Origin of the sequence: Microbulbifer sp. GL-2, from assembly GCF_007183175.1 — a bacterium.
GTDB lineage: Bacteria > Pseudomonadota > Gammaproteobacteria > Pseudomonadales > Cellvibrionaceae > Microbulbifer.
The window spans coordinates 4929053-4950731 of the sequence record NZ_AP019807.1 but is presented as its reverse complement, the minus strand read 5'-3'; the positions used below and the strand labels follow the sequence as shown (position 1 = coordinate 4950731).

19 protein-coding genes are annotated in these 21679 nt (G+C 45.4%); 10 read left to right on the top strand and 9 right to left on the bottom strand.

The window, feature by feature from the left end; genetic code table 11:
* Positions 1 to 34 precede the first annotated feature (34 nt).
* From GL2_RS22080 to GL2_RS22525, 3 genes are all read left to right on the top strand, one after another.
* Positions 35 to 298: a DUF4442 domain-containing protein gene (locus GL2_RS22080; RefSeq protein ID WP_232053710.1), complete on the top strand. Its 264-nt coding sequence runs from the start codon at positions 35 to 37 to the stop codon at positions 296 to 298.
* A 625-nt stretch (positions 299 to 923) separates the two neighbouring features.
* Complete coding sequence (locus GL2_RS21360; protein ID WP_143732731.1) at positions 924 to 1106, top strand: hypothetical protein; 183 nt, start codon at positions 924 to 926, stop codon at positions 1104 to 1106.
* Between the two features lie 275 nt (positions 1107 to 1381).
* Entirely contained in the window at positions 1382 to 1603 is a 222-nt protein-coding gene (locus GL2_RS22525; protein ID WP_197736494.1) for a cysteine hydrolase family protein, read from the top strand.
* An 847-nt stretch (positions 1604 to 2450) separates the two neighbouring features.
* On the opposite strand, the gene GL2_RS21350 is transcribed toward GL2_RS22525, so the two are convergent.
* The 7 genes from GL2_RS21350 to GL2_RS21325 form a co-directional block, all read right to left on the bottom strand.
* Positions 2451 to 2684, bottom strand: a complete 234-nt coding sequence (locus tag GL2_RS21350; protein ID WP_232053709.1) for a hypothetical protein — start codon at positions 2682 to 2684, stop codon at positions 2451 to 2453.
* A complete protein-coding gene (locus GL2_RS22245; protein ID WP_305072254.1) occupies positions 2651 to 2911 on the bottom strand; it encodes a TM2 domain-containing protein in 261 nt (86 codons plus the stop codon). Before GL2_RS22245 ends, GL2_RS21350 begins: the two co-directional genes overlap by 34 nt.
* A gap of 209 nt (positions 2912 to 3120) precedes the next feature.
* A complete protein-coding gene (locus tag GL2_RS21345) occupies positions 3121 to 3708 on the bottom strand; it encodes a DUF99 family protein (RefSeq protein WP_143732730.1) in 588 nt (195 codons plus the stop codon).
* A gap of 14 nt (positions 3709 to 3722) precedes the next feature.
* Positions 3723 to 4268, bottom strand: coding sequence for a DUF1415 domain-containing protein (locus tag GL2_RS21340; RefSeq protein ID WP_143732729.1), 546 nt, complete (start codon positions 4266 to 4268; stop codon positions 3723 to 3725).
* 8 nt (positions 4269 to 4276) lie between these two features.
* Positions 4277 to 4810 (bottom strand): DUF2058 domain-containing protein, encoded by a 534-nt coding sequence (locus GL2_RS21335; RefSeq protein WP_143732728.1) that lies wholly within the window; start codon positions 4808 to 4810, stop codon positions 4277 to 4279.
* 149 nt (positions 4811 to 4959) lie between these two features.
* Positions 4960 to 6054 carry a PaaI family thioesterase gene (locus GL2_RS21330; RefSeq protein ID WP_143732727.1) on the bottom strand — a complete coding sequence of 365 codons (1095 nt, stop codon included), beginning with the start codon at positions 6052 to 6054 and terminating at the stop codon, positions 4960 to 4962.
* 119 nt (positions 6055 to 6173) lie between these two features.
* Positions 6174 to 7361 carry an alpha/beta fold hydrolase gene (locus GL2_RS21325; RefSeq protein WP_232053708.1) on the bottom strand — a complete coding sequence of 396 codons (1188 nt, stop codon included), beginning with the start codon at positions 7359 to 7361 and terminating at the stop codon, positions 6174 to 6176.
* A gap of 181 nt (positions 7362 to 7542) precedes the next feature.
* Between GL2_RS21325 and GL2_RS21610 the strand changes: the two genes are divergently transcribed.
* From GL2_RS21610 to gndA, 5 genes are all read left to right on the top strand, one after another.
* Positions 7543 to 8100, top strand: coding sequence for a hypothetical protein (locus GL2_RS21610; protein ID WP_172621003.1), 558 nt, complete (start codon positions 7543 to 7545; stop codon positions 8098 to 8100).
* A 1724-nt stretch (positions 8101 to 9824) separates the two neighbouring features.
* Positions 9825 to 10346 carry an RNA polymerase sigma factor gene (locus GL2_RS21320; protein WP_143732725.1) on the top strand — a complete coding sequence of 174 codons (522 nt, stop codon included), beginning with the start codon at positions 9825 to 9827 and terminating at the stop codon, positions 10344 to 10346.
* A 320-nt stretch (positions 10347 to 10666) separates the two neighbouring features.
* Positions 10667 to 12727 (top strand): TonB-dependent receptor, encoded by a 2061-nt coding sequence (locus tag GL2_RS22195; RefSeq protein ID WP_197736493.1) that lies wholly within the window; start codon positions 10667 to 10669, stop codon positions 12725 to 12727.
* The gene (locus tag GL2_RS22190; RefSeq protein WP_197736492.1) at positions 12727 to 13674 is read left to right on the top strand and encodes a TonB-dependent receptor; all 948 of its coding nucleotides are present in this window, start codon (positions 12727 to 12729) and stop codon (positions 13672 to 13674) included. Before GL2_RS22195 ends, GL2_RS22190 begins: the two co-directional genes overlap by 1 nt.
* 1884 nt (positions 13675 to 15558) lie before the next feature.
* On the top strand, positions 15559 to 17079 hold the full coding sequence (gene gndA / locus GL2_RS21310) for an NADP-dependent phosphogluconate dehydrogenase (protein WP_143732724.1): 1521 nt from the start codon (positions 15559 to 15561) through the stop codon (positions 17077 to 17079).
* A 112-nt stretch (positions 17080 to 17191) separates the two neighbouring features.
* On the opposite strand, the gene rdgC is transcribed toward gndA, so the two are convergent.
* Positions 17192 to 18184 (bottom strand): recombination-associated protein RdgC, encoded by a 993-nt coding sequence (gene rdgC, locus GL2_RS21305; RefSeq protein ID WP_143732723.1) that lies wholly within the window; start codon positions 18182 to 18184, stop codon positions 17192 to 17194.
* Positions 18185 to 19083: 899 nt separating this feature from the next.
* On the opposite strand from rdgC, the gene GL2_RS21300 reads away from it, so the two are divergent.
* Complete coding sequence (locus tag GL2_RS21300; RefSeq protein ID WP_143732722.1) at positions 19084 to 19923, top strand: type 1 glutamine amidotransferase domain-containing protein; 840 nt, start codon at positions 19084 to 19086, stop codon at positions 19921 to 19923.
* 294 nt (positions 19924 to 20217) lie between these two features.
* On the top strand, positions 20218 to 21063 hold the full coding sequence (locus tag GL2_RS21295; protein ID WP_143732721.1) for an SDR family oxidoreductase: 846 nt from the start codon (positions 20218 to 20220) through the stop codon (positions 21061 to 21063).
* A 271-nt stretch (positions 21064 to 21334) separates the two neighbouring features.
* Here the strand turns inward: GL2_RS21295 and GL2_RS21290 are convergent, their stop codons facing one another.
* Positions 21335 to 21673 carry a hypothetical protein gene (locus GL2_RS21290; protein ID WP_143732720.1) on the bottom strand — a complete coding sequence of 113 codons (339 nt, stop codon included), beginning with the start codon at positions 21671 to 21673 and terminating at the stop codon, positions 21335 to 21337.
* Positions 21674 to 21679: the final 6 nt, after the last annotated feature.

Genomic DNA, 21679 nt, shown 5'->3' with positions numbered 1-21679 from the left:
CCTTTAAGGCCCCATATTTCAGGTCTATCAAGCCATGTTTTCTAAAGTGTCAGCGGGGCGTGTAGAAGTACTCCTAAAAAAGCGATGGAGCGTTACTAATCATATCGGCACTGTACACGCTATTGCCATGTGTAATGCCGCTGAGCTCGCTGGTGGTGTCTGCCTGGATGTCTCCCTGGATCGCCGTTTCCGGTGGATTCCGGTAGGTATGGAAGTCAAGTACCTAAAGATGGCGAAGAGTAACCTGAAAGCTGTTTGCGAATATCCAGATTTCACGACTATTGGGCTGGTGATGTAGTCATGCCAGTAGGGTGTTTGATGTGAATGTGAGGAAGTGTTCCATGCGATATCACTATGCGCGTTTCTCCCAGACCAAATACCAAATAGCCATTGATCAGAGCGCTCTTGGGAGCGCTTGCTCTTTTATTCCCTGTTGGTGTAGCAAATGTCTTTGACTCGGGCTGCCCGCTCAGTATCCTTCCTTCTCTTGGCTGACTGCTTTCTGAGCGATCAGGTAGATATTCAACCTGATTTCCATCAATTGAACAGAAGTCAAACAGTTTCTTAATATGAAATCAGTAGATGTTGAGGCTGAGTAAAACCGTAACATACACGCAAGTTACTACAAATGGTTAATTTTCAGGGACATTATGGGACTGGAATGGAAGGAAGATCAATTGTTGAACCCATTTGTTTTGCAAATGATGACAATGGTGAATATGAAGTTTTTACAGCTAAAATGTTGCTGTCTCAATCGATGATATTTATCTAGACCTTGTTAAGTCACTGCAAATGGCTATTTCAAAGCTTGATGTAAATGTCACGGATTCTTCCTTATTCTTTCTGATCCACTGGAGCCGACTTCTTCAACCCTGACAATATCGGTAACTGATGATTGCAGGGCGAACGACTCCAGGGTTATTGTGCGTTGTAATTTTCTGGCGTTGGAGAAGAAAATTCAGGCTGCTGAATCTGCACAGGAGGAGTTTCCGGATACGTTGCGTTTCTGGTGTAAAGAATATTTATCCACCGATCAGGGCTTTGCCCAGTTTTCGCTGGTTGCACTATTTACTGATACAAATAGGGAAAGTGCTGTGATTCTCTAGCTTAAAAATGGTTTTCACAAATATTTAACTATCAATTCTCATGGTTCTGAGCGGGCAGTAAATTGGATGGTTTTCTTCATTATTTATGTGAATATAACGGGACCTGAGTATGGACGTATTATTAATTGTTGATATGCAAGAGGCTTCATTCTCGAATAGAGAGCAGTATGATACGGAGGGTGTCGTTATACGTATTAATGAACTTTCCGCTAAGGTAAGGAGCAGGGTGGAAAGGTTATTTTATACAGCATGATGGAACAGCGGAGGAAGGACTATTGCCCGGTTCGCCGGGTTGGGCACTTCTCGGTAGTTTATTGAAGGATGATAGCGATTTCATTATCAGGAAAACACTCAATGATGCTTTTAGTAAAACAGACCTGGACCTTTGCTTAAGAAATCTTGGTGTAGAACGACTGATTATTTCAGGCTGGGCGACAGATTTTTGTGTCGATTCTACTATTAGGTCTGCAGTGGCCATAATTACAATGTTGTGGTAGCCTCTGATTGCCATACTTTGAGAGACAGGCCTCACTTAAAAGCCTGGCAGGTGATAGAACATCACAACTGGGTATGGAGTGGGCTCCTCTCTGAGTGTTCGGCAGTGAGGGTGGCCCCATTAAGTGAAATTTTTTTGGAAAAATCTGAGTAGCCTAGCCCTTTACTGCAGCTTTGTAGAGTTTATTCTAAAGCTCACAAGTTATTTACAGATTTGTGGTGTTTTAAAACTCGCAGAATTCGGTATGAAGAGTAACCATCGCTAATGTGGTTTTTTTAGTTCCCAGTGTGTTATCCGATTCACCGATGTACTTATGAGGTTGGTACATTAGAAAAAGAATTTTCTATCAACGTGTACTACCTATGCATTGGAGTCCAGGCTTCTTTGCACTTCTTTTGGGATCTCTTGTCACCGCCAATCTTGGCGGTTTTGAAATTGTGGTAGGTCACTCACCAGACCTGATAATACCTTGCACAAATCGGTGAGTACGCATTCAAATATAGCTGAATACGCCTCTCTTTTAATGATCTTCATTTACCTTGCGAGCCTGGGTAAACCGTCCAGTTAGGTTTGGTGGTTTGTGGTCCTGCTCACCGCTTGCCGATATCTTTTCGTGGCTGGAGTTCTACTCCCTTCAAGCATGGCAAGGTCAAACTCAAAGCGTTATATTGGTGCCGAGGGGCCTACTTTTTTGGTTTTAGGGCTGTGTTTCGCGTTTATCTTTCAGGGTGTCAACTGATAACTGGCTAGGCTCGTTATCTTCAGTAAAAGAGGATAGTTAAAAAAGGAAAGACATTTTTTGATTAGGTCTGCCACAAGCTTAGTGGCAGACCTTTGCTATGTATTCTTTACCTGGCCTGCTGAGCCCGCTCAACATAATCTTGGTAGGCGGGAATGGAAACTGCAGCCAATATGCCTATTACCGGAATAATTGCCAGGAAGAAGATAAGTACCAGGACTAATGCTGAGACTCCCTGCTTATTACCATATTTTTGTGCCCAGTTGCTATCGGATGTGCAGAGGAAGACGATTCCCTCAATGAAAGAAACTATACCTGGAATACCTGTCCAGAAGAAAAGCAAGTAAAAAATCCCCACCACTGTCCCAAATAGAATCTATGTATTCCGAAAGTCCCTAAAAATATCGCCAATAGCGCTGCAGAAATTTTCCCCTTTCCACCTATAAATTGCGCCGCGCCACACCCAGGACAGGTGGTAGCACTTACTGAGATCTTCTGGCCACAATCTCGGCAAAATACCAGGTTTTTTTCCAGTTGTGATTCTGGTTGTCTATAGACGTTTTCTGTCATTTTTTATCTCTTTAATCGCGCTTTTCAGCTATTGTGCTTTCATCAGGCCCATTTTGGTGGGCTCTGCTTGTTATCAGTAAGGTCGATAAGTCGACGCCATATTATTATTCTGGGAAGAGGCAGGGCAAGAGGTGGCAATTTCATAAGGAGTGTCAGTAGAATAAAATAATGTAAAGGCAGGAATGGTCTAATAGGGTTGAGTTTTAAGTTTATGCGCGCTTACCACTCTGCCCTGTTATTATTGCGGCGCCAATCATATGGGCTAGACGGAGTGCTTCCGGGACATTGCCGTTATCGGTAATCTGCTCCAGTACCTGGGCGGCAATAAATGGGCTGCAACCGTACGCCTGAAAATGGAAACCTTTGAGGGTATGGACCTCTCCGGCTTTTAATAAGATTTCTTTGCGTGAAGCATAATCGGGAAAATTCTTTAATGCTATGTCAATCGCTGCCATATCTGGTGGTTTTCGCATAACTGCGATACAGGGGCGGTTAAGTACTTTGGCCAGCATTGGCAGATCGATAATATTGAAACCGCCTAGGGCAATGCCATCGATGAGCACTGCATTAATTTGGTTGTAAAATTTACTGCTTTTTAGCAGTTCTGCTAGGACCTGTGTTGCTTCCATGCCATCTTTTGCTACTTCGCCCCAAAGCATACCTTCGAAACGGGTATTGGAGTAGATGATGCCTGCGACTTTTACCGGTGAACCCCGTTCTTTTTCAAACGGGGCGTCGTCGAAACCGATAATGCGTATCAGCTTGTTAAGACGTATCAGCTCTTCCAGTGATTTCATTAATTAGGGTGTTTTTACTGAAACAAGAATGGGAACAAGTGAAGTTTCTCATCCTGAGTGAGAGATTGAACCCGACGGATATTATTCTCCGGGATGCTCTCGGGATCAGGATAGAGGTCAATCATCTTCTCCAGATTTTCTTCACGTAACAGGTGAATAATTGGGTAGGGAGCGCGATTGGTCAGGTTTTCAGTATCTTCTGGGGCAGTATCGGCGAACTGATAATCTGGGTGGAAGCTGGCCAGTTGGTAGGTGCCGGTGTAATTGTTGCGCTCCAGTAACCATTCTGCCAACTGGAGGAACTGATTGTAATCGGCAAAATCATTTAGGTGCTCGGGGATAATGAGTAAAGTAGTGAGTAGCTCATTGTCCGGAGTGCTGTCGAGTCGCTGTAGTTCAGTCAGCAAATCAGCCATCAGGGTTTTATCCTCTGTTGCCGCGCTGACCTTAAAAAGGACCTGACCTGCACGCATAGGTTTACGAGCAAAAGGACAGAGGTTAAGGCCCACCACCACGTCGGTGAGCCATTGTTCCACCTCCTGAATTATTGCTTTTTCCATTAACCTGCTTACCACATCAGGTCGTCGGGAATCTGGAAGTCTGCGTAGGGGTCATCTTCATCTACTGTCGCAGAAGTCTCGGTCGGCTTAACTATGATTTCGGTATTTCGCTCGGCAATCTTGTCGGCGATTATCCTGGGTACCAATTCAAAGCGGTCGCCCAAGGAGACTATCACCAAGCGGCCGGCAATCAGGTGATCACGCAGCTCTTCGTTGACATAAATAGTTTTCACTTTCTTATCGAAAGTGAAGTTATAGGCAGTTTCGCCGGAGTAGGGCTGGCGATTTGTTTCTACTAATTGCTTGATTTGAGCAGCGATGGCTTTCTGTTGTGCAGCTGCATCGCGCTCGGCATTCAGGGTGCGATCACGGGCGGCCTTTTCGGCGAGAGCCTTTTGCGCAGCCAGCTTGGTTTCATCTATCTGAGGTTGCGCAGACTTCTTCGCGACTTTTTGTTGCTTGCGTTTTTCCTTGCTGACTTGCTTTGCTTTCTTTTTGTCAACAAGTCCAGCTTGCAGGAGTTGATCTTGCAATGATGCCATGGTGTGGTTCCTACAGAATTTATAGAAATTGTAATCTACAGCTCTTATTTTTTGTGACTTTTTGGTCATATCTTGCCGAAGCGCGTTGTCCGGCCATGCCTACGCTCATTTTACCTGAAGATGGCCGCAGTGCCGCCAGTCAATTTTACCTAGGGATTCCAGGGCCTGCCGGAGGTGGCTGTGGAAATGATCTCATCGGGCTGTTTGCCATCGGCAAGCATCTGGGCGCCCCCGGGAATCACTAGTGCGGAGCCCGTAGCAATGGCTACACGTTTACCACTGGGTGTGTCGATATTGCAGGACGAAACCCTTAATTGACGACCGCGGTGCAGTACCTGAGATTCCAGGATAAGGTCGCCACTGTTGAGTTTGGCTGGGCGGGCAAATCTAATATGCATATCCAAGGTTGCGAAGATGGACCCTGCGGGTAGGGTGGAGTAAACAGCCCCGCCCATAGTGAAGTCTGCTGCCCAGGCGAGCAGGCCACCGTAAATAGATAAGGTCCCGTTAGAGAACCAGGGCGATGAAGGCATGGTGGAAATACAGCGACCGTTTTCAATCTCCACCGCCCGATAACCGGTAAGTAACCAGACCGGATGCATACGGCCTTCGTTGATCGTCAGGCGTTGAAGCTCAATGGGTACCTGCTCGGGGAAGTGCGCCATGTCGCAGAAGAATGTCTTTGGCGGTGGCCGCAAATAGGGGTCTGGCGGCTCAGTGGGACCAAGGTCTGGTAAGGGCAGCTCCTGGTCGGGGCTGACCGGAAAGTCGGCGATCAGGCAGCGAGTACTCCCGTAAGCCAGGGTCCTACCGTTCTGGTCGTTAATTTGAAGACTGGAGAGCCCAACCTGGCTGCCGGAATGAATTGTTGTGGCCCTACCAACAATATTTTGGGTACTTGTGGTAATGGGGCGGATAAAGCACATGTTGAGCTCTGAAGTGCTCAATACTTTACCGGCGGGCAGGGTAGTCCAGATAGCGGAGGCTAAGGGGGCATCTGCGAACATTGCGTAAATTCCACCCCAATAAATACCGGTACCATCGCATAGCCAGGGCGTTATGGGCATGGAGTATGTGGCTTTCCCTAGACCGGCTTCAATGGGCTGCATGCCTGTTAAATGCCAAAAAGGAGGCCCTGGCAGGCTTCCGCGAATATATTGCTTGAAAGTTTGCAAGCCAGGTTGCTGTAGCGCTCGCAGGTCGCAGATGGCACCGCGATGAACTTCGTCGGTGATATTGGTCATCCCCCGCCTCCAGTTACATCTATTGCAAGGTTAATGTGGCGGGCTGAGGGATGCGAGAGATTGTGGAATGGGGGCTGAGTGGCGTGATCTTGGGACCACACCACTTTTATCTATATCATTTACTCCTCACTGGGAGCCATATTCGGTAGATCTACAGTAAGGGTGGTTTTTTCAATGGGACGCCCCTCCATAAACAGGTTGATAGTGTCCTGAACCTCTTTGGATGCCATGAAAAGATTATGACCGGCATTTTTCACTGTCACATGGGTTACTGTTTTTAGTCCGGCAACGGCTTCTCGCTGGCTTTCAATATAGGTTCTGCCATCCAAGGTGCCACTCAATAAAAGAACGGGGATGTCACCCTCAGGGTTTACCCTAAAGCTATCACCCAGATCCAGTTCTGGCGCCAAGCCATCATAGTGGTAGGAGAAGTTGAGGTAGCTACCCAGGAGTGCAGTTCTGGATTGTTCCCCAATCTGCGCCTTACGACCTTTACTGATACCTGAGGCCATATCCATAGCGGTCGACATAGGACGCAGTGAAATAGCTGATCCCGGGCTCAAGAATCCATCGGGGAAATAGCGTCTGGGTACTTGATCGAAGGCGGGCATCTCCCCTCGATCTATTGCGCGATAAAAAGCAAGCAGGTGCGTTGCACTTTTGGGGTCGGCGATAAATGCTGCTGCGATCTGTTGCATATCTCTACGCTGCAACAGGGAGCCCAGTTTACTTCCATCGCTCTGGGACAGCTGGATCTTTAATGGCTGTCTGTCCAGCTTGGTGTGTACCCGCTGCATCAACCCCTTGATGTCAGGGTAGGCCAATTTGGCAGCGGGTTGTTGGTTCACTGCTAATTGAAGGCGATCCAGATACGATTCTGTCCTGGAAGGCAATTTTATGGTTTGATTCAGACCCTCGGCACTGGAAAGGATAACCCGGTCAATAGATGATTCCATCTCCCTTATCGCGGCCAAAGCCAAATGACTGCCGTATGATGTGCCCCACAATACTACCTTTTCAGCCCCAAGGTGTTGCCGAAGAGCCTCCAAGTCTCTCGCATTTTCTGCCGTATTGTAACCTGCAAGGTCGATACCTTTATCTCGCCAAAATGAGAGACATTCTCGCAGGGCACTACGATGTTGCTTGATATATTGAGTGTCTGTAGTGGGGGCTAGTGGTGGAATTATCTGCTTGGATTTACAATTTTCCAGATTGTTGGATTGCCCTGTACCGCGCTGATCAAGGGCAATAACATCACCGTACCTGCGCAGAGCCATAAACATACCGAAGCGATAGTTTACAGCCATAATTCCAGATCCACCTGGACCTCCAGCCAGATAAACTATCGGAGGGCCTGCTTTCTCTCCAGTTGCGGGAAAACGAACATATTGAAGGATGATTTTCCGGCTGTTTTTACTACTACGATTCTCCGGAACGTCAAAGAAACCACTGTAACCCTCTGCAGTTTCTTTACTCCAAGTGGTAAATGTGTACGGTTTTTCATTTGGAATTGATATTGCGAAGCTGCTAACCGCAGCCAAAAGAAGGCTGAAGAATGTAGTTATAGAAAGGAATTTGTGCTTTCTAAGTGCGTTCATGAAAAGTAGTTCCATCTTAATTATAATTCTATTTTCTAAGTTTTGTCCGGGTAATTTTGTGGCAAGCCAATTGACTATGAAACACGATAATTCTTCGGGCTTCTCTTTTATAGCAAAATGGCCAAAATCTTCAACGGCAAAGGCCAGGAGATCATTGATATGGTCTTTCAGTTCGGCTGTCAACCCAAGGGTTTTAATTTGGGTCCTGGGCGGGCCAAAGATAAAAGTATGGAATATTCAATTACCAATGCAGATTGGATTTTTGAAGCTCGTTCCAGATCATATCCATAGCCCGATACCGGTATATTCCGACCTTAAACTCAGTTCTCCTGAAAATGTCAGCATAGGTTTTCAATATATCCTCTGGGATAAAGAGAGTACTTTGTTTCTGGGGGTTGGGCATCACAGTGGCCAGATCCAGTTTTCTCTCAGGTGCATCTTTAGTTAAGTCAGAAAAATTCTGGGTCTTTAAATAATTTTTCTGGGAAAAGATCGACATTCTTTTTAAGAGTTTTTCAGAGATCTCCGTTTGTTGCATAAAACAGTTGTAGGCTGGCTTGTCGACAATATCTCTAACTTGTACTTTGATTCTGGAAGATCTCTGGGGTGAACATTAGGGGACGTCCCTATTTCAATTAAGCCAGCATAGCGCTCTGGATAGATTAAGGCTATGGCGTCAGCAACCGAGCTACCCCATCATGCCTATTAGATCATCGCAGGCCTCTGTAGTTACGTATGCTTATATATTCTGCGGTATATCGCTACGACCAAATCCGCGCAGATCTGCAACGATTGCTTGGTAACCTGCTTGGCTGCGGCATGCATTTTATAGTGTATAAAAGCGAGCCCAGGAAAGTCGTGGCTGAAGATGATCGGGAAGCCCCCCCCTTTTTTTATAGACGGCTAGGGTAATATTGTTTGTAGGTATAAATAATGAAATAGGGAAGCTGTCTGGTTTGATTTTAGAAGATTTCACTCCAAGAGCTATGTCTGGAGTGATTGGTCCTGAAGCTATAAACACAGACAACCAAAGGAAGTTTCTTCTATGTATTGTTTTTCTCTGGAGAGGCTAGGTGGTCTACAAGTGAAAACCCTGTGTCGAAAGTCCGTTGTTTTTTATCCTCGATAGTTCAACAATTCTTATGTGGACTAATTGGAAGGGATGATACTGAATGAGGGTCAAAAAGAGTTACTAAATAGATAAAGTTGGCGGTCATAAGCGGTGCTATAGAGAAGCAGAGAATCATTATTGTTGTCCTTATAAGATGTGTGTCTGCCTATTTGGCTTTCAATTGTGTATCTTCAGCTTAAGATGTTCGTAATATTTTGATTTTGGATTGTAAAGATAGTCTCCAATTGTCAGCAATGCTACTTAATGTACCGAATAATATAAACAAAGAAAAGAGATTTTTAGTTCTTTAGTCTGTTGATTTGCTGGCTTGAGGGGCCACCCTGGTTGCTGATTTTGTACCAGTTTAAGTAATGGGTAAGTGGTACTTAAAATAAAAGGCATCTTTTTTTGGGGTGCTGGGTTGATATTTTGCTGAACCTTTTTGGAAATATGGAGTGTCTCTGCTGTTCGCCTTCTGTTGCTGCTGCCTGTTATCGATTTGTTCTTTTCTATGAGTTGGATAAATCACCCTGCAAATAAATCGGATTATCCTTGATGTGGAAATTTCTTTGTGTGCCAGTTATACGCGGGTGAATAATTTTTGTTGTTGTTCAGTTGGTGGGGCTTCTAATAGTTTCCATCTGTCTGGTGAAGTGAAAACATTTTTGGTTGGAAAGTATGGCGTTAGATTCCAGGTATTGATGGTGTAAAGGGTATATAGGCGTACGATTCACCATTTCTGCTTGTTGTAGAAGTTTATCAATAAGTGTGCTGAGGTTATTCTGGGTTTTCTGGAAATCGAATAAGTCAAAATAAATGTAGGTAATTTTTCCAAAAAGAAATTTTTTAAATATTTCTCTTGACCTATCAGTCCGTACTTTTGCTTGTTTTTTGTGGACTGTTGGTCAAAGTCTTGTCGGTTTGTGAAATGTTCGTGTCGATTCAAAAAAATTTCTTTTCGTATTCGTCCAGTTTTGAGTGTCTACTTAGCGCTTTTTGAGTTTATGTTAGTATAGCTAAGTAGTTGGCACATTTTCAATTGACCAAATACTTGTTTGTCTATGAACAAAAGCTGCCAAAAAGATGTGGCCGTATGGGTGGGGGAATATCGCTTAGGGTTGAGGCGATACTTTTCTTCCAGGGTAAATTTTTCAGATGTGGATGACTTGGTGCAAGAGGTTTTTACTCATCTTCATTTGCAAGTCAAAAAATCTGACGCGGATATTGAAAACCCAAAGAGTTACATTTATACCATTGCCAAAAATCTTTTGGTTAGCCATGGTCGGTACCAAAAGTCCCGATGCAGGTCCTTCCATGAGTCACTGAGTTGTGAGATGGAGATTCCAGATGTGATCACACCCGAGCGTACAGTAATAGGCATGCAAGACTGCAGTCGTGTCTGTCAGGCTATTTTACGACTACCTCCAAGAGCTGGAACAGCTTTCAAGTTTCATCGTTTTGAAGGATTAACCTATCAGGATATTGCTGAACGTATGGGCATTTCCAGGGAGTCAGTAAAGGAGCTAATACAGCGAGCCCTGGTGAGGGTTCGTAAGGTGATGGAGGAAGTTTCAGAAAATTAAAGGGTTGAGTGTTTGGTGGTTGTTAAATGATTCCTTTAAAGTTTCTATCGGGTTTGATTTTTTGGCTATTATTTTCTGGTTGGAAGTTGGAAGTTGGAAGTTGGAAGTTGGAAGTTGGAAGTTGGAAGTTGGAAGCTTCTGTCAATAAAAATATAAGTTTTTGTTGGTGTTTTTGCTTTTTGTTTGTATCTGGTGTTCACGGGGATGTAAGAGTTTAATCCCCTGCTGTGAGTTTTTTCCGTCTTTAACTCGGTTGGGCCTGAGATAAGGTGCTGTTTGGCTGACTTAAGAATAATAGAGAAAAAATAGAGAAACTCAGTATGATGATGAGCCTTTGTAAGCAAGAAAAGTTGATTGCACGAGCAATTCGTACCACTAATCCAGTCAATAATAATACCCTTTGGTATAGCGTTGCGATTGCTTGTCTGATAATGACATCTACGCCATTGACGGCCTTATCACAGGATGAGCAAAACGATGAGAAGAGTATTCGCACAAGGCAAGCCATTGAGGAAGTGACTGTAACCGCTCAGAAGATAGAACAGAGCATTCAGGATGTTCCCATTGCAGTCTCTGCACTCTCTGGGGATAACATGGATGCCCTAAAGATTGAACGCGGTGAAGAGCTTCTGCGTGCGGTGCCAAATGTTAACTTCTCCAAATCAAATTTTAGTTCTTATAATTTTTCTATTCGCGGTGTGGGTACCAAAGCGGTTTCTGCTGCTTCAGACCCTGCAGTAGCAGTGAGCTTTAATAATGCTCCTCTAATACGTAACCGCTTGTTTGAACAGGAATTCTTTGATGTACAGCGAGTAGAGGTACTGCGTGGACCACAGGGCACTCTCTATGGACGCAATGCTACCGCCGGTGTAGTTAATATGTTACCGATTATGCCGGAGGGAGAATTCGAATCGGAGATTAAGGCAGAGATAGGCAGCTTTAATTCCAAGCGCACTAGCGGTATGTTTAACTTACCCATTGGTGAAACTATGGGGTTGCGCCTTTCTGGGGCTTTAACCAAGCGTGATGGTTTTGATTACAACCTTCATACCGGTAACGATGTTAATGACCGTGACCTCTATTCCACTCGTGTCATCTTTGAGTGGGAGCCGAACGAGTCTTTTAGCGCCAATCTTATCTGGCAGCATTTTGAGGAAGATGACAAACGTTCTCGTACCGGAAAGCAACTATGCACCAAAGATCCTGGGCTATCGAAGATAGGTGATACTGAATTAATAGGCCCTGCCCAGGTGTTTTTCAGTCAGGGCTGCTTGCCTGGCTCGGTTTACAGTGACAACGCTTACGATGTGCCCAATGCTAGGGGTTTTGCCAATATTCTTGCTACGGGGTTAATTTTTACGGATTATGGGCCTGTAATCGATTGGTATACCGATCCTTATGCTAATGCAAGTCAGTCGCGAGATCTTCGTGAGATTGAAACTAGCTATGATCCTGTCTTTCGGGCGGAGAACGACATTGTACAACTGAACTTTGAGTGGGCTCTGGGTGATTCCCTCACATTTTATTCCCAGTCAACTTACGCGAAAGATGATTACTATTCTTCCCAGGATTACAATCGCTACGTTTCAGGTCCTGTTTTTAATGATGGTGGTGACCTCAATCCGACCCCTGGTGGGATTTATACCGATCCGCAACTGGGCCCTTCAGATGGAATACTAGCGGTAGATATTAGTCGTTCCGATAACAAACAGTGGAGCCAGGAATTCCGCCTGCAGACATCTTTTGATGGCCCTTGGAATTTTTCAGTAGGCACTAATTACCTGGATTTTAAAACCCAGGACGACTATTTTATTTTCAATAATATATTTAGCATGCTCGCGGAATATCTATATAACCTGGATCGAGATGAGAATAACAATTTGATTACCCAAAATTGTACAGATCCAGCGGGGAATGTGGGTTCGGACTGTATATATGTTGACCCCAACTCTCTAGAGAATATTGACGAAGAGGGGCATAATTATTTTTTGAGTCGCAACTTGTTAGAAACTCGTTCCTGGGCACTTTTTGGAGAGGCCTATTGGCAAATTAATGACGATGTAAAACTGACCACAGGCCTGCGTTATACCGATGATCGTAAACGCTCAACTCCGATACCCAGTCAGCTGCTATTGGGCACTTTCTATAATATTGATACTGGTGAAATTGGGTCAGGTGAGACATCTGGTGGCCTTATTCACCGTGGTTACCCGGAGGGAAGTCAGTTTACCCTGGGCTGGCAGGAATATACAGGCCGTGCGGTATTGGACTGGCGGACAGAAACACCTTTTACAGATGATACCATGCTTTATATCTCCTTTGCCCATGGTTACAAAGGGGGGGTACCAATCCACCTCGTGCTGAAATTGATCCAACTGTAGTGCAATACCAACCATTGGAAGATAGTTTTGAACCGGAGTTTGTCAATGCAATTGAATTTGGTACCAAAAATATTCTACTTGATGGCAGTTTAACCCTGAATGCCAATGGCTTCTACTACGACTATTCCGACTATCAGGTTTCACAAATTGTCGACCGTATTTCTCTTAATGAAAACTTTGATGCGGAGAGTATGGGGTTGGAACTGGAGTTGGCTTGGCAGCTCACCAATGCTACTCGAGTGGATATGAATATTGGTTACTTAAAGACTCGTATTGCGGATGGAGAAGAGTCTATTGATGTCATGAATCGTACTCAGGGTAATGAAGACTGGGTACTGGTTCGACCAAGTATTCAGGTTCCATCCAATTGTATTGCGCCAACGGATTTGGTTGAAACTATTCTCAGTACTAGCAATGAATACTATGCAGATGCATTTGCTCTCTGGTCGCTTTGCTCCGGGTCGGCGCGGTATGGTTCATTTACGCCAGAGATTGAGACTAGTTTTCGTCACGATATTATCTATGGGGTTGCCCCCTACAACCCGCTCACCGATGCTCCAAACGGAGGGCGCGGCTTTGCCGCGGATCTGAGTGGAAATGAACTGCCAAATGCTCCTCGTTTTACCATCAACTTTGGTGTTGAGCATACTATTCCTATTGAAGATTGGGATCTTACCTTACGGGCAGATTATTATCGTCAATCGGAGAGCTATGCACGGGTTTATAATACGGAGTATGATCGCTTAAAGGCTTGGAGTAATCTCAATGCCTCAGTCAGTCTCAGCAATATTAACTCTGAATTATATATGCAGCTCTATGTGAAAAATATCTTTGATGATGCGCCAATCACGGATATGTTTACCAATAGTGATGATTCGGGGCTTACTACTAATGTCTTTACTTTGGAGCCGCGTATTGTGGGCTTTAGTATTAGCAAAGGATTTTAGTATTCCCATAGGCGGATTGCCATTTGATTGATAGTTGGCCTGTCCGAGAAAATATTTCAGCAAGCAGACCAAATAGGGGTATTGTCTGCTTGCAATTATATTAATAGATTATCTGCAAGACTCTAATTCGATTTTTATTGAACGAAGTGGTTTCTTATATAGTTAAATTGACCAACGAATAAGCGGAGGCGGGGTGCAGCATAATAATGCGTTGCTGTCGGTTATGGGGGAGGTCGGTTGTGTGAGGCAATAATGGAGGTATTAATGGATTTTTTATTTGTTTAATGTATCAATAGTATGGTTGTACTAGTGAGAGTCCCGTACTTTTTCTGAGGGACGGAAATAAAAATCTACACCTGCAGCAAACTCCTGAATGTGGAATGAAGTGTATAAGGAATGAATAAGTAATTTGAGAAAAAGCTACAGATACCACCAGCACCTGTTATCGGTATCTATGACAGTCCATATAATCAGGTAAATTTTAGGGTATAGTGTAAGATGATTGGGGATTGTAGAGGCAGCGCCATTAATTACACAGACACTAGCTGAACCTGAGTTAGATATTTGGGCATTGATAAATATAATCCTTCCGGTTGATTGATCAAACGAGTCGCTCAGACCTCCTAAAGCTAATGGTATTTTTGGCATTGCCAACCAGAGGGTATGGTAGGCTGTTAAATGAGACTCTGCGACAAATATTGAATGTACCACCCGAGAGTGACAGGCTACCTACTGAGGCATCTGCCCCGATTGAATTGACGCTTCAAGAAAGACTGCAGTCAAGCGTGAGGCCTTTTTTATCTACCTGGTTTTCTCCAGAGCGATAGCGCCTGGAGAAAACCAGGTTTCAGCACTCGCAAGCCCGGAAATGCCAAAGAACACAAGGCAGATAAAAACAGTGGTTAGGATCTTTTTAACAATAATATTCCTTGTATCTCAATTAATTATTTGTGCAGGTGTATTGCATAGTACTTAAACATCTTTCATACGCCGCCTTTAAAAACATTTATCATCGCTGGGAGATAGCAGAATTAGATCGACTGTATGAATGAGGCCGGTCCAATTTCTAATACCTTCCATTAGTAAAGACGAAATGGAATAAATTTTTTGTTGGGGGCGGTTCTTCCCAGTATCAGTAATATTTATGCAGCTACTAAATTTTCAGTAAGTGAGTTTGAGAGTTATGTATTTTTAGGATGGTATGTTGGGTGGGCTGGATGATTTCTGAAGCGTATTCGAATTACAGAAAGCCATGAAAATTAAGATGCCAGTGGGATATCGCTATTCAATAAATAGCCTAAGCATATTTTTAGGGTATCTACTTTTTCAATTTCTTTTAACTGTATTTAAATTCAATTCCAAAATTATTTATAACACAGATTTTGGTGGTACGTTAGGGCGTTGTGAGGAAGAAATGTGAGTCTATTAAAGTAGCGCCAACCACATTGTGTGCAAGCTGAAATGGGAACTCGAAATTGACAGGCTTTGAAGGGACTAACTAATAGCGCCAAGCTAAGGATTGAGGCATTGCTCTTATTGGAACTTACGCACTAACGCCTTATTGGGGATATCTAGTACCACTGTGCCCATATTTACACAGTCTGTTCAAATACGTCGGTAAGGCCTAGAAGCCGCTGGAGGGGGCTATAGCGAAGGCATGTGAAGCCAGGATTGTGGCATTAAAGGATAAAATAGGGGCTGTCTGCGATAGCCAACGGAATACTTAGGGCAATGACCTATTTTCACCATTCTCCACGCTTTGTAGGCTGTTTTTACCTTGTTCAGAGGGTATTTTGTTGGGTTTTTGCTCTCCCGGCCACGGATTCATATTGCTATACTCCGCGCCCCAGAAGGCCCCCTATCTTTCTTTATACGGAGAACTTGATGTCTGATTCACAGTGCGATATTGGCTTTATCGGCGCCGGTGTGATGGGTAAAAACCTAATCATGAACCTGGCGGATAACGGCTACAGGGTCTGTGCTTTCGACCTGGATCACAACCGGCTCAGTGCACTGCTGGAGCAGGACAAGAAAGAGCGTGGCGAACAGCCCGCACGGGTGGAAACCTGCAATTCGTACACTGAGCTGTTGGCAAAGGTAAAGGCACCGCATCTGATTATTCTGTCAGTGCCGGCGGGAGCGCCAGTGGACGATGTCTGTGGGAAGCTACTGGATGCGGGTCTAAAAGCCGATGATATCGTGGTGGATACTGGCAATAGTTTGTGGACCGACTCCGTTGAGCGCGCCAAGCGCTATGAAGGCAAACTGATTTTCTTTACCACGGCGGTATCTGGCGGTGAGGTGGGAGCGCGCTTCGGGCCGTCACTAATGCCTAGCGGAGATCGCTATGCCTGGAGTCGTATTGAGCCTGTTTGGCATGCCATCGCAGCCAAGGTAGATAAGGCCAGCGGCCAGCCCATTGAGCGCTTTGAGCCGGGCAATCCTGTGTGTGAGGGGGAGCCCTGCGCAGCTTATATTGGCCCAATCGGTTCCGGTCACTACGTAAAGATGGTGCACAACGGTATTGAGTATGCCGATATGCAGATGATCTGTGAGGCCTACCATGTCATGCGCAGTGCGCTGGCTATGTCCCCGGTAGAAATTGCCGAGGTGTTTCGCGAGTGGAACCGCGGGCCGTTGAATAGCTATCTGATTAATATCAGCGCGGAAGTCCTGTCTACCCTGGATTCAGTTACCGAGCAACCATTGGTGGATGTAATCCTGGATCGTGCCGGCCAAAAAGGTACCGGGTTGTGGACGGCAATGAGCAGTCTTGAGGTTGGCTGCCCTGCGCCGAGTATTGCCGAGGCGGTCTATGCCCGCTCGCTATCTACGCGCAAAACCCTGCGTACTCGAGCGGCACAAAAATTGAAAGGCCCGGAAATTTCCCCAGTGGCGGCGGAGCAGCGTGAGGAAGTCATTCAGCAACTACATGACGCGCTGTATTGCGCCAAGATTTGTGTGTATGCACAGGGCTTCGACCTGATGAAGCTGGCTGCGCGGGAGCAGGGCTGGCAGCTGAACTTCTCTGAGATTGCACGCATTTGGCGTGCCGGCTGTATTATTCGCGCGGTATTCCTGCAGTCTATTAGCGATGCCTATGAGCGCGATGCCAGGCTCTCCAATCTGTTGTTGGATGATTTCTTTACCCAGCAAATTGCCGAGAATCAGGCCAACTGGCGCCAGGCGGTGGCGAGTGCGACTTTGAACGGTATACCGGTGCCGGCGCTATCCTCTGCATTGAGCTACTACGATGCTTTCCGCACAGAATCATTGCCGGCCAACTTGTTGCAGGGGCAGCGGGACTTCTTTGGTGCTCATACTTTCTCCCGTGTGGACCAGCCTGAGCAGCGCAAGTATCACGTACAGTGGGGTGAGCCGGGCCGCCCCATTACTGAGATATAAGGCTCTGATCAAGCCGGGGTCTCAGGCCCCGCTGTGGGAGAACCCGCACAGGGAGAGGCGATATAGCGTTCTCCCCGGCCGACTTACCTGGCGCATCGCGCCGGGTAAGTAATCAAAACACGACTTCCTCCACTGCTCGTGCCAAGTTATCGGCTTCTGCACGGGAGGCCTTGGCCACGATTTCCTCTACGCTGACTGACTCAGTGTTTACTCCACCGAAAGCCGCAAGCAAGTCCTTGAGCAGGGCAGAGATTTCCAGGGTCATTACGGCAAAATCCGCATCAAAGCGCAGTGCTGCGTTATCCGCATCGGCGCTGTCAGCCTTTTCCAGCAACTCATCGCTGAACTTTACCCGCTTCAGGGATAACTGGTCGTCGACCAGGAATTCCACCCCTCCGCGCCAAACAAGGCCCAGTTTATGTACCTGCAGTCCAGCCACCAAGTGGTTGTGGATTTCTTCTGCACACAGATCCTGGTTTTTACAGCGAATAACACTACCGCTGTCTTTAGGGTCACGCAGTTCGCATTCGTGGCCAAATTCGAACTGTGTGGGGGCCTCAGGTGCGGTAAGCCAATGGGTCATGGTCTGCTGCGGCAGATTCTTGGCAGAAAGCGGTATTACCGCAAGACTGCTGATCGCTTCGCGCAGATTTTCCAGCAATTCTTCAGCGGCAGAGGCTGAGGAAGCATCCACTACCACCCAGCCGTCCTGGGGGGCGATGTAGGCGTAGTGCAGTCGCGAACGGGCGAAGGCTTTTGGGCGCATCTCCAGTAGCACTTCATCCTTGAGGTTTTGCCGCTCCTTGCGGCCAACCTGGCGGGCTTCCTTTTCAGAGATGGCTTGGGCAAGCTCCTCCACTTTTTCATTCACGACCGCTGCAGGTAGTACCTTTTCCTGCTTTTTGGCGCAGATCATTAAGTAGCCATTGGTGGAGTGCACCAGTTGGCTGCCATGGCGTCCTAAAGGGGGGACCCAGCCGTAGCGGGCGGAATCCTGGCTGCCACAGGGCACGAAAGCCTGGGTCTCCAGCAATTCGTTCAATTTTTCGGCGTCCAGGCTAAATTCTTTGGTTAAGCGATAGATACGAAGGTTTTTAAACCACATACATCAGGCCATTTTTATTCAGTTGCGTGTGCGGCCTTCAATTATGCGGAAACTGAGACGAAGCAGCTAGTGAGCTGTTTCCAAATGCCAGATTGTCTACTTTCAGACTGCTTCTTTTAGGTGATGATATGGGGGTTATCAATAGAGATCTCCCAGGCTTTTCGACACTTCAGCTGGTGGGTACCGGCTTCCATGACAAAATCGACGGGAGTGAGGCCCGGCAACTTTAATGTAACAGTAGTCTGGTTGATTGAATAAAGCAGCATTGTTCGGGTACGTCACTGCGTCTTCTGAAAGTTGAGCCCAGGAGGGGAATCAAGATCTCATCGGTGCGGGATACCCGAGATGGCTTCCCTTGCGAAGTATCGGGTCAGTGTTGTATCGCTAGTGTGATGCGGCCAGAAACCAACAGTCTCCCCCGAAGTGATAATCAGGTGGAGGTTGTCCCAGCAGTCATTAATTGACTGGGGAGTGTTCGATCGTATTGCAGAGGGAACAGATGCCAAGTATTAGCGGTGTTACTTATTGTTGGGAAGATCATCCTATTCAGCAGGAAAACCAGTAATTAAGCGGATTTATGCGGCACAAGGGTTTGCTGCCACACTCCATGGGGCGACGCTGGTGACAATGAAATCGATGGGGGCTGACTGATTGGATTCTTAAGTAAATAGCAGGATGCCAAAAATGCAGATTCAAACAAGAATGACCGCTACACCAGTACTTTGAGCCTCCTTTCTAGAAGGTTTAAAGGTTCCATGCCTCTGGTGCCAAGTATATGGATTATAAAAATCAACTGTTTCTAAGATGAGAACATTGAGTTTCAAAGTGCCAGATTGTGTCTATTTTGACAACACTTACAATGGATCCCACTTGCAAATGTACTCAAAGAGGTTTTTAAGATGAAAATTAAACAGGTGATAGCGGCTGCAGCCCTGCTATTTAGTCCAGTAGCATTCGCCGACAATATATTGGTGGTTATGTCTGATGCATCTGAGATGATGTTAAAAGGAGGCACCAAATATGAAACCGGTTTTTATAGTAATGAATTAATGGAACCGGTTAAGATTTTTCTGGATGAGGGACACACCCTGACCTTTGCGTCACCAAAGGGAATGGCACCTACTCTCGATGTAAATTCTGATACTCTCGATCATTATAAAAAGGATCAAGAATATTATGACGCGCACAACTCTTTACTTGAGGAATTAAAGATAACTGACCCGAGCAACTCTCCAGTTGTTAGTTTCTCACGCATTGAACAAATTGGTATTGAGAATTTTGATGCGATATTTGTTCCCGGTGGACATGCCCCTCTGGCTGATCTTGTAGCCAATGATAAGCTGGGTGAATTCCTGATTCACTTTAACAAAAAGGGAAAGCCAACAGGACTGGTTTGTCATGGTCCAGCCGCACTATTGTCAGCACTGCCTAATAGTAAGGAATTTGAGGCCAGTATGAAACGTGGTAAAGAGCCGAAGTCTGTGGCTGGCTGGATTTACGAAAACTATGACCTTACCTCTTTTAGTAATACTGAAGAAGCAACTGCAACCAAATATTACTTGAAAGGAGATGAGTTATTTTATACCCCTCAAGATGCTCTGACTTATGCCGGCGGTGATTATAAGCGTTCAAAAGCTGACTGGGGTGAGAAAATTGTTGTTGATCGCGAGCTTATCACTGGTCAAAACCCTGCATCAGCAGTTGGTGTGGCCAATGAAATGCTAAAAATGATGAAATAACCTGCTCTCTGCTTCATATTTAAGTGGTTTGTAAGCCCAGTCTTAACGACTGGGCCATTTTTTTTAATTGTACTATGTATAAACTCTGTATTTGCCCAATATCTTTTATGATATTTTCTTCGTAATTTGGAGGCGGAATAAAAGATTAGTGTGGAATTTTCATTATTGAATACAGGTTGGATAATTCGGGGCTGATAAGGAGTTTATCAGGTTTGGGGAATAAAGTCATGTTGCTAAGGCAGTAGATATTTCCCATACTTCTCTAAGTATTAAATGTATCGCATTGGTAATGCTATGAATGGCTCGATATTTCAGAAAGGTCATGTTGCTATTATTAGTGGTGGCGCTGACGGGATTGGATTGGCGGCGGCAAAGAAATTTTCATCCATGGGGATGAGAGTCGGCCTAATCGACTTGAATGAAGAAAAAATTTCAGAGGCCCTTGAGGTCTTGCCTGACTCTACGCTTTCATTCGTTGTAGATGTTGGGAATGTTCAGTCATTGGAGAAGGTTAAGGCTGAGATTGTTGATAAATTTGGTCGAATAGACCTTCTTATGAATAACGCTGGTGTAGATTTTCCAAACAAGTGTTGGGAAAATTTTGACAACTGGAAAAATATAATCAACACTAATTTTTGGGGTGTTGTTAATTCCATGCATGTATTTGTTCCTCAGCTTATTTCGCAGGAACATGCCTCCTTAGTAATTAATACAGGGTCTAAGCAGGGTATAACAACACCTCCAGGTAATCCAGCCTACAATGCGAGTAAAGCCGCTGTAAAAGTAGTAACCGAAGCTCTTGAATATCAGCTCAGAGAGCTATCCTATGAAGGTGGGCTACGCAGCAAAAGCAATAGGATTTCATCACACCTGCTAATACCAGGGTTTACTTATACGGGAATGAGTAACAGTCCTCAAAAACCCAAGTCGGCCTGGACGCCAGATCAAGTTATTGATTTTATGTTAGAGCGGATTGAACTTGGCGATTTTTATATTCTTTGTCCTGATAATGATGTAACCCGTGAGATGGATAATAAGCGCATAGCTTGGGCGGCTGGTGATATCATTGAGGATCGACCACCTTTGTCCCGTTGGCATCCAGATTATGCCGATGTCTTTAGACAATATATGGAAACCTGATCGCCTGGTATTAGAAAATTGATAGATTTTTGCTTTCTAAGCCGGTGAGCCGGGAAAGTGAAAACAGGTGAATACGGATGAAAGCCTTTGTATGCCGCCAGGCGGGCCCGGTGATTTTTCCAATATCCCTATTGATACTGTCAAATATTGATTGAATGCTGCTCTTAGAGAACTCAAATCCAATGTAGTTATAGACTAAAAAGAAAGAGAGCCTGGCAGCTCACTTTAGTGAGCTGCCAGGGAAGAAGTTTCGGTGATTGCTCGGTGATTGTTAGCAGGCTACTTTTAATGATATCCCAGTGCAGGCCTCTATTGCTGACCATATGACCCCAATGATCGCGTTCCATACCTTCTCAATAGTAACTGCCAGCAGACCTCGCAAGGTCTTGGCAAAGTTCAGGGCCATATCCTCAAGGGAGTCCAGGAAATAATCCCTTAAGTCTTCGTCTATCTCTTTTGTCGCGATAGCTTTGGCGATCAGTTTTGCCTGAAGGGCTAAGGCTGAAAGCTGACGTTCTGAGAAACCGCGAATCTCAGTGACATCGTGGCTGATAATTGAAGAGGCTGCATCTTTGATACTGGAAATCAGCTGGTTTACGTCTAGTGACATGTCGAA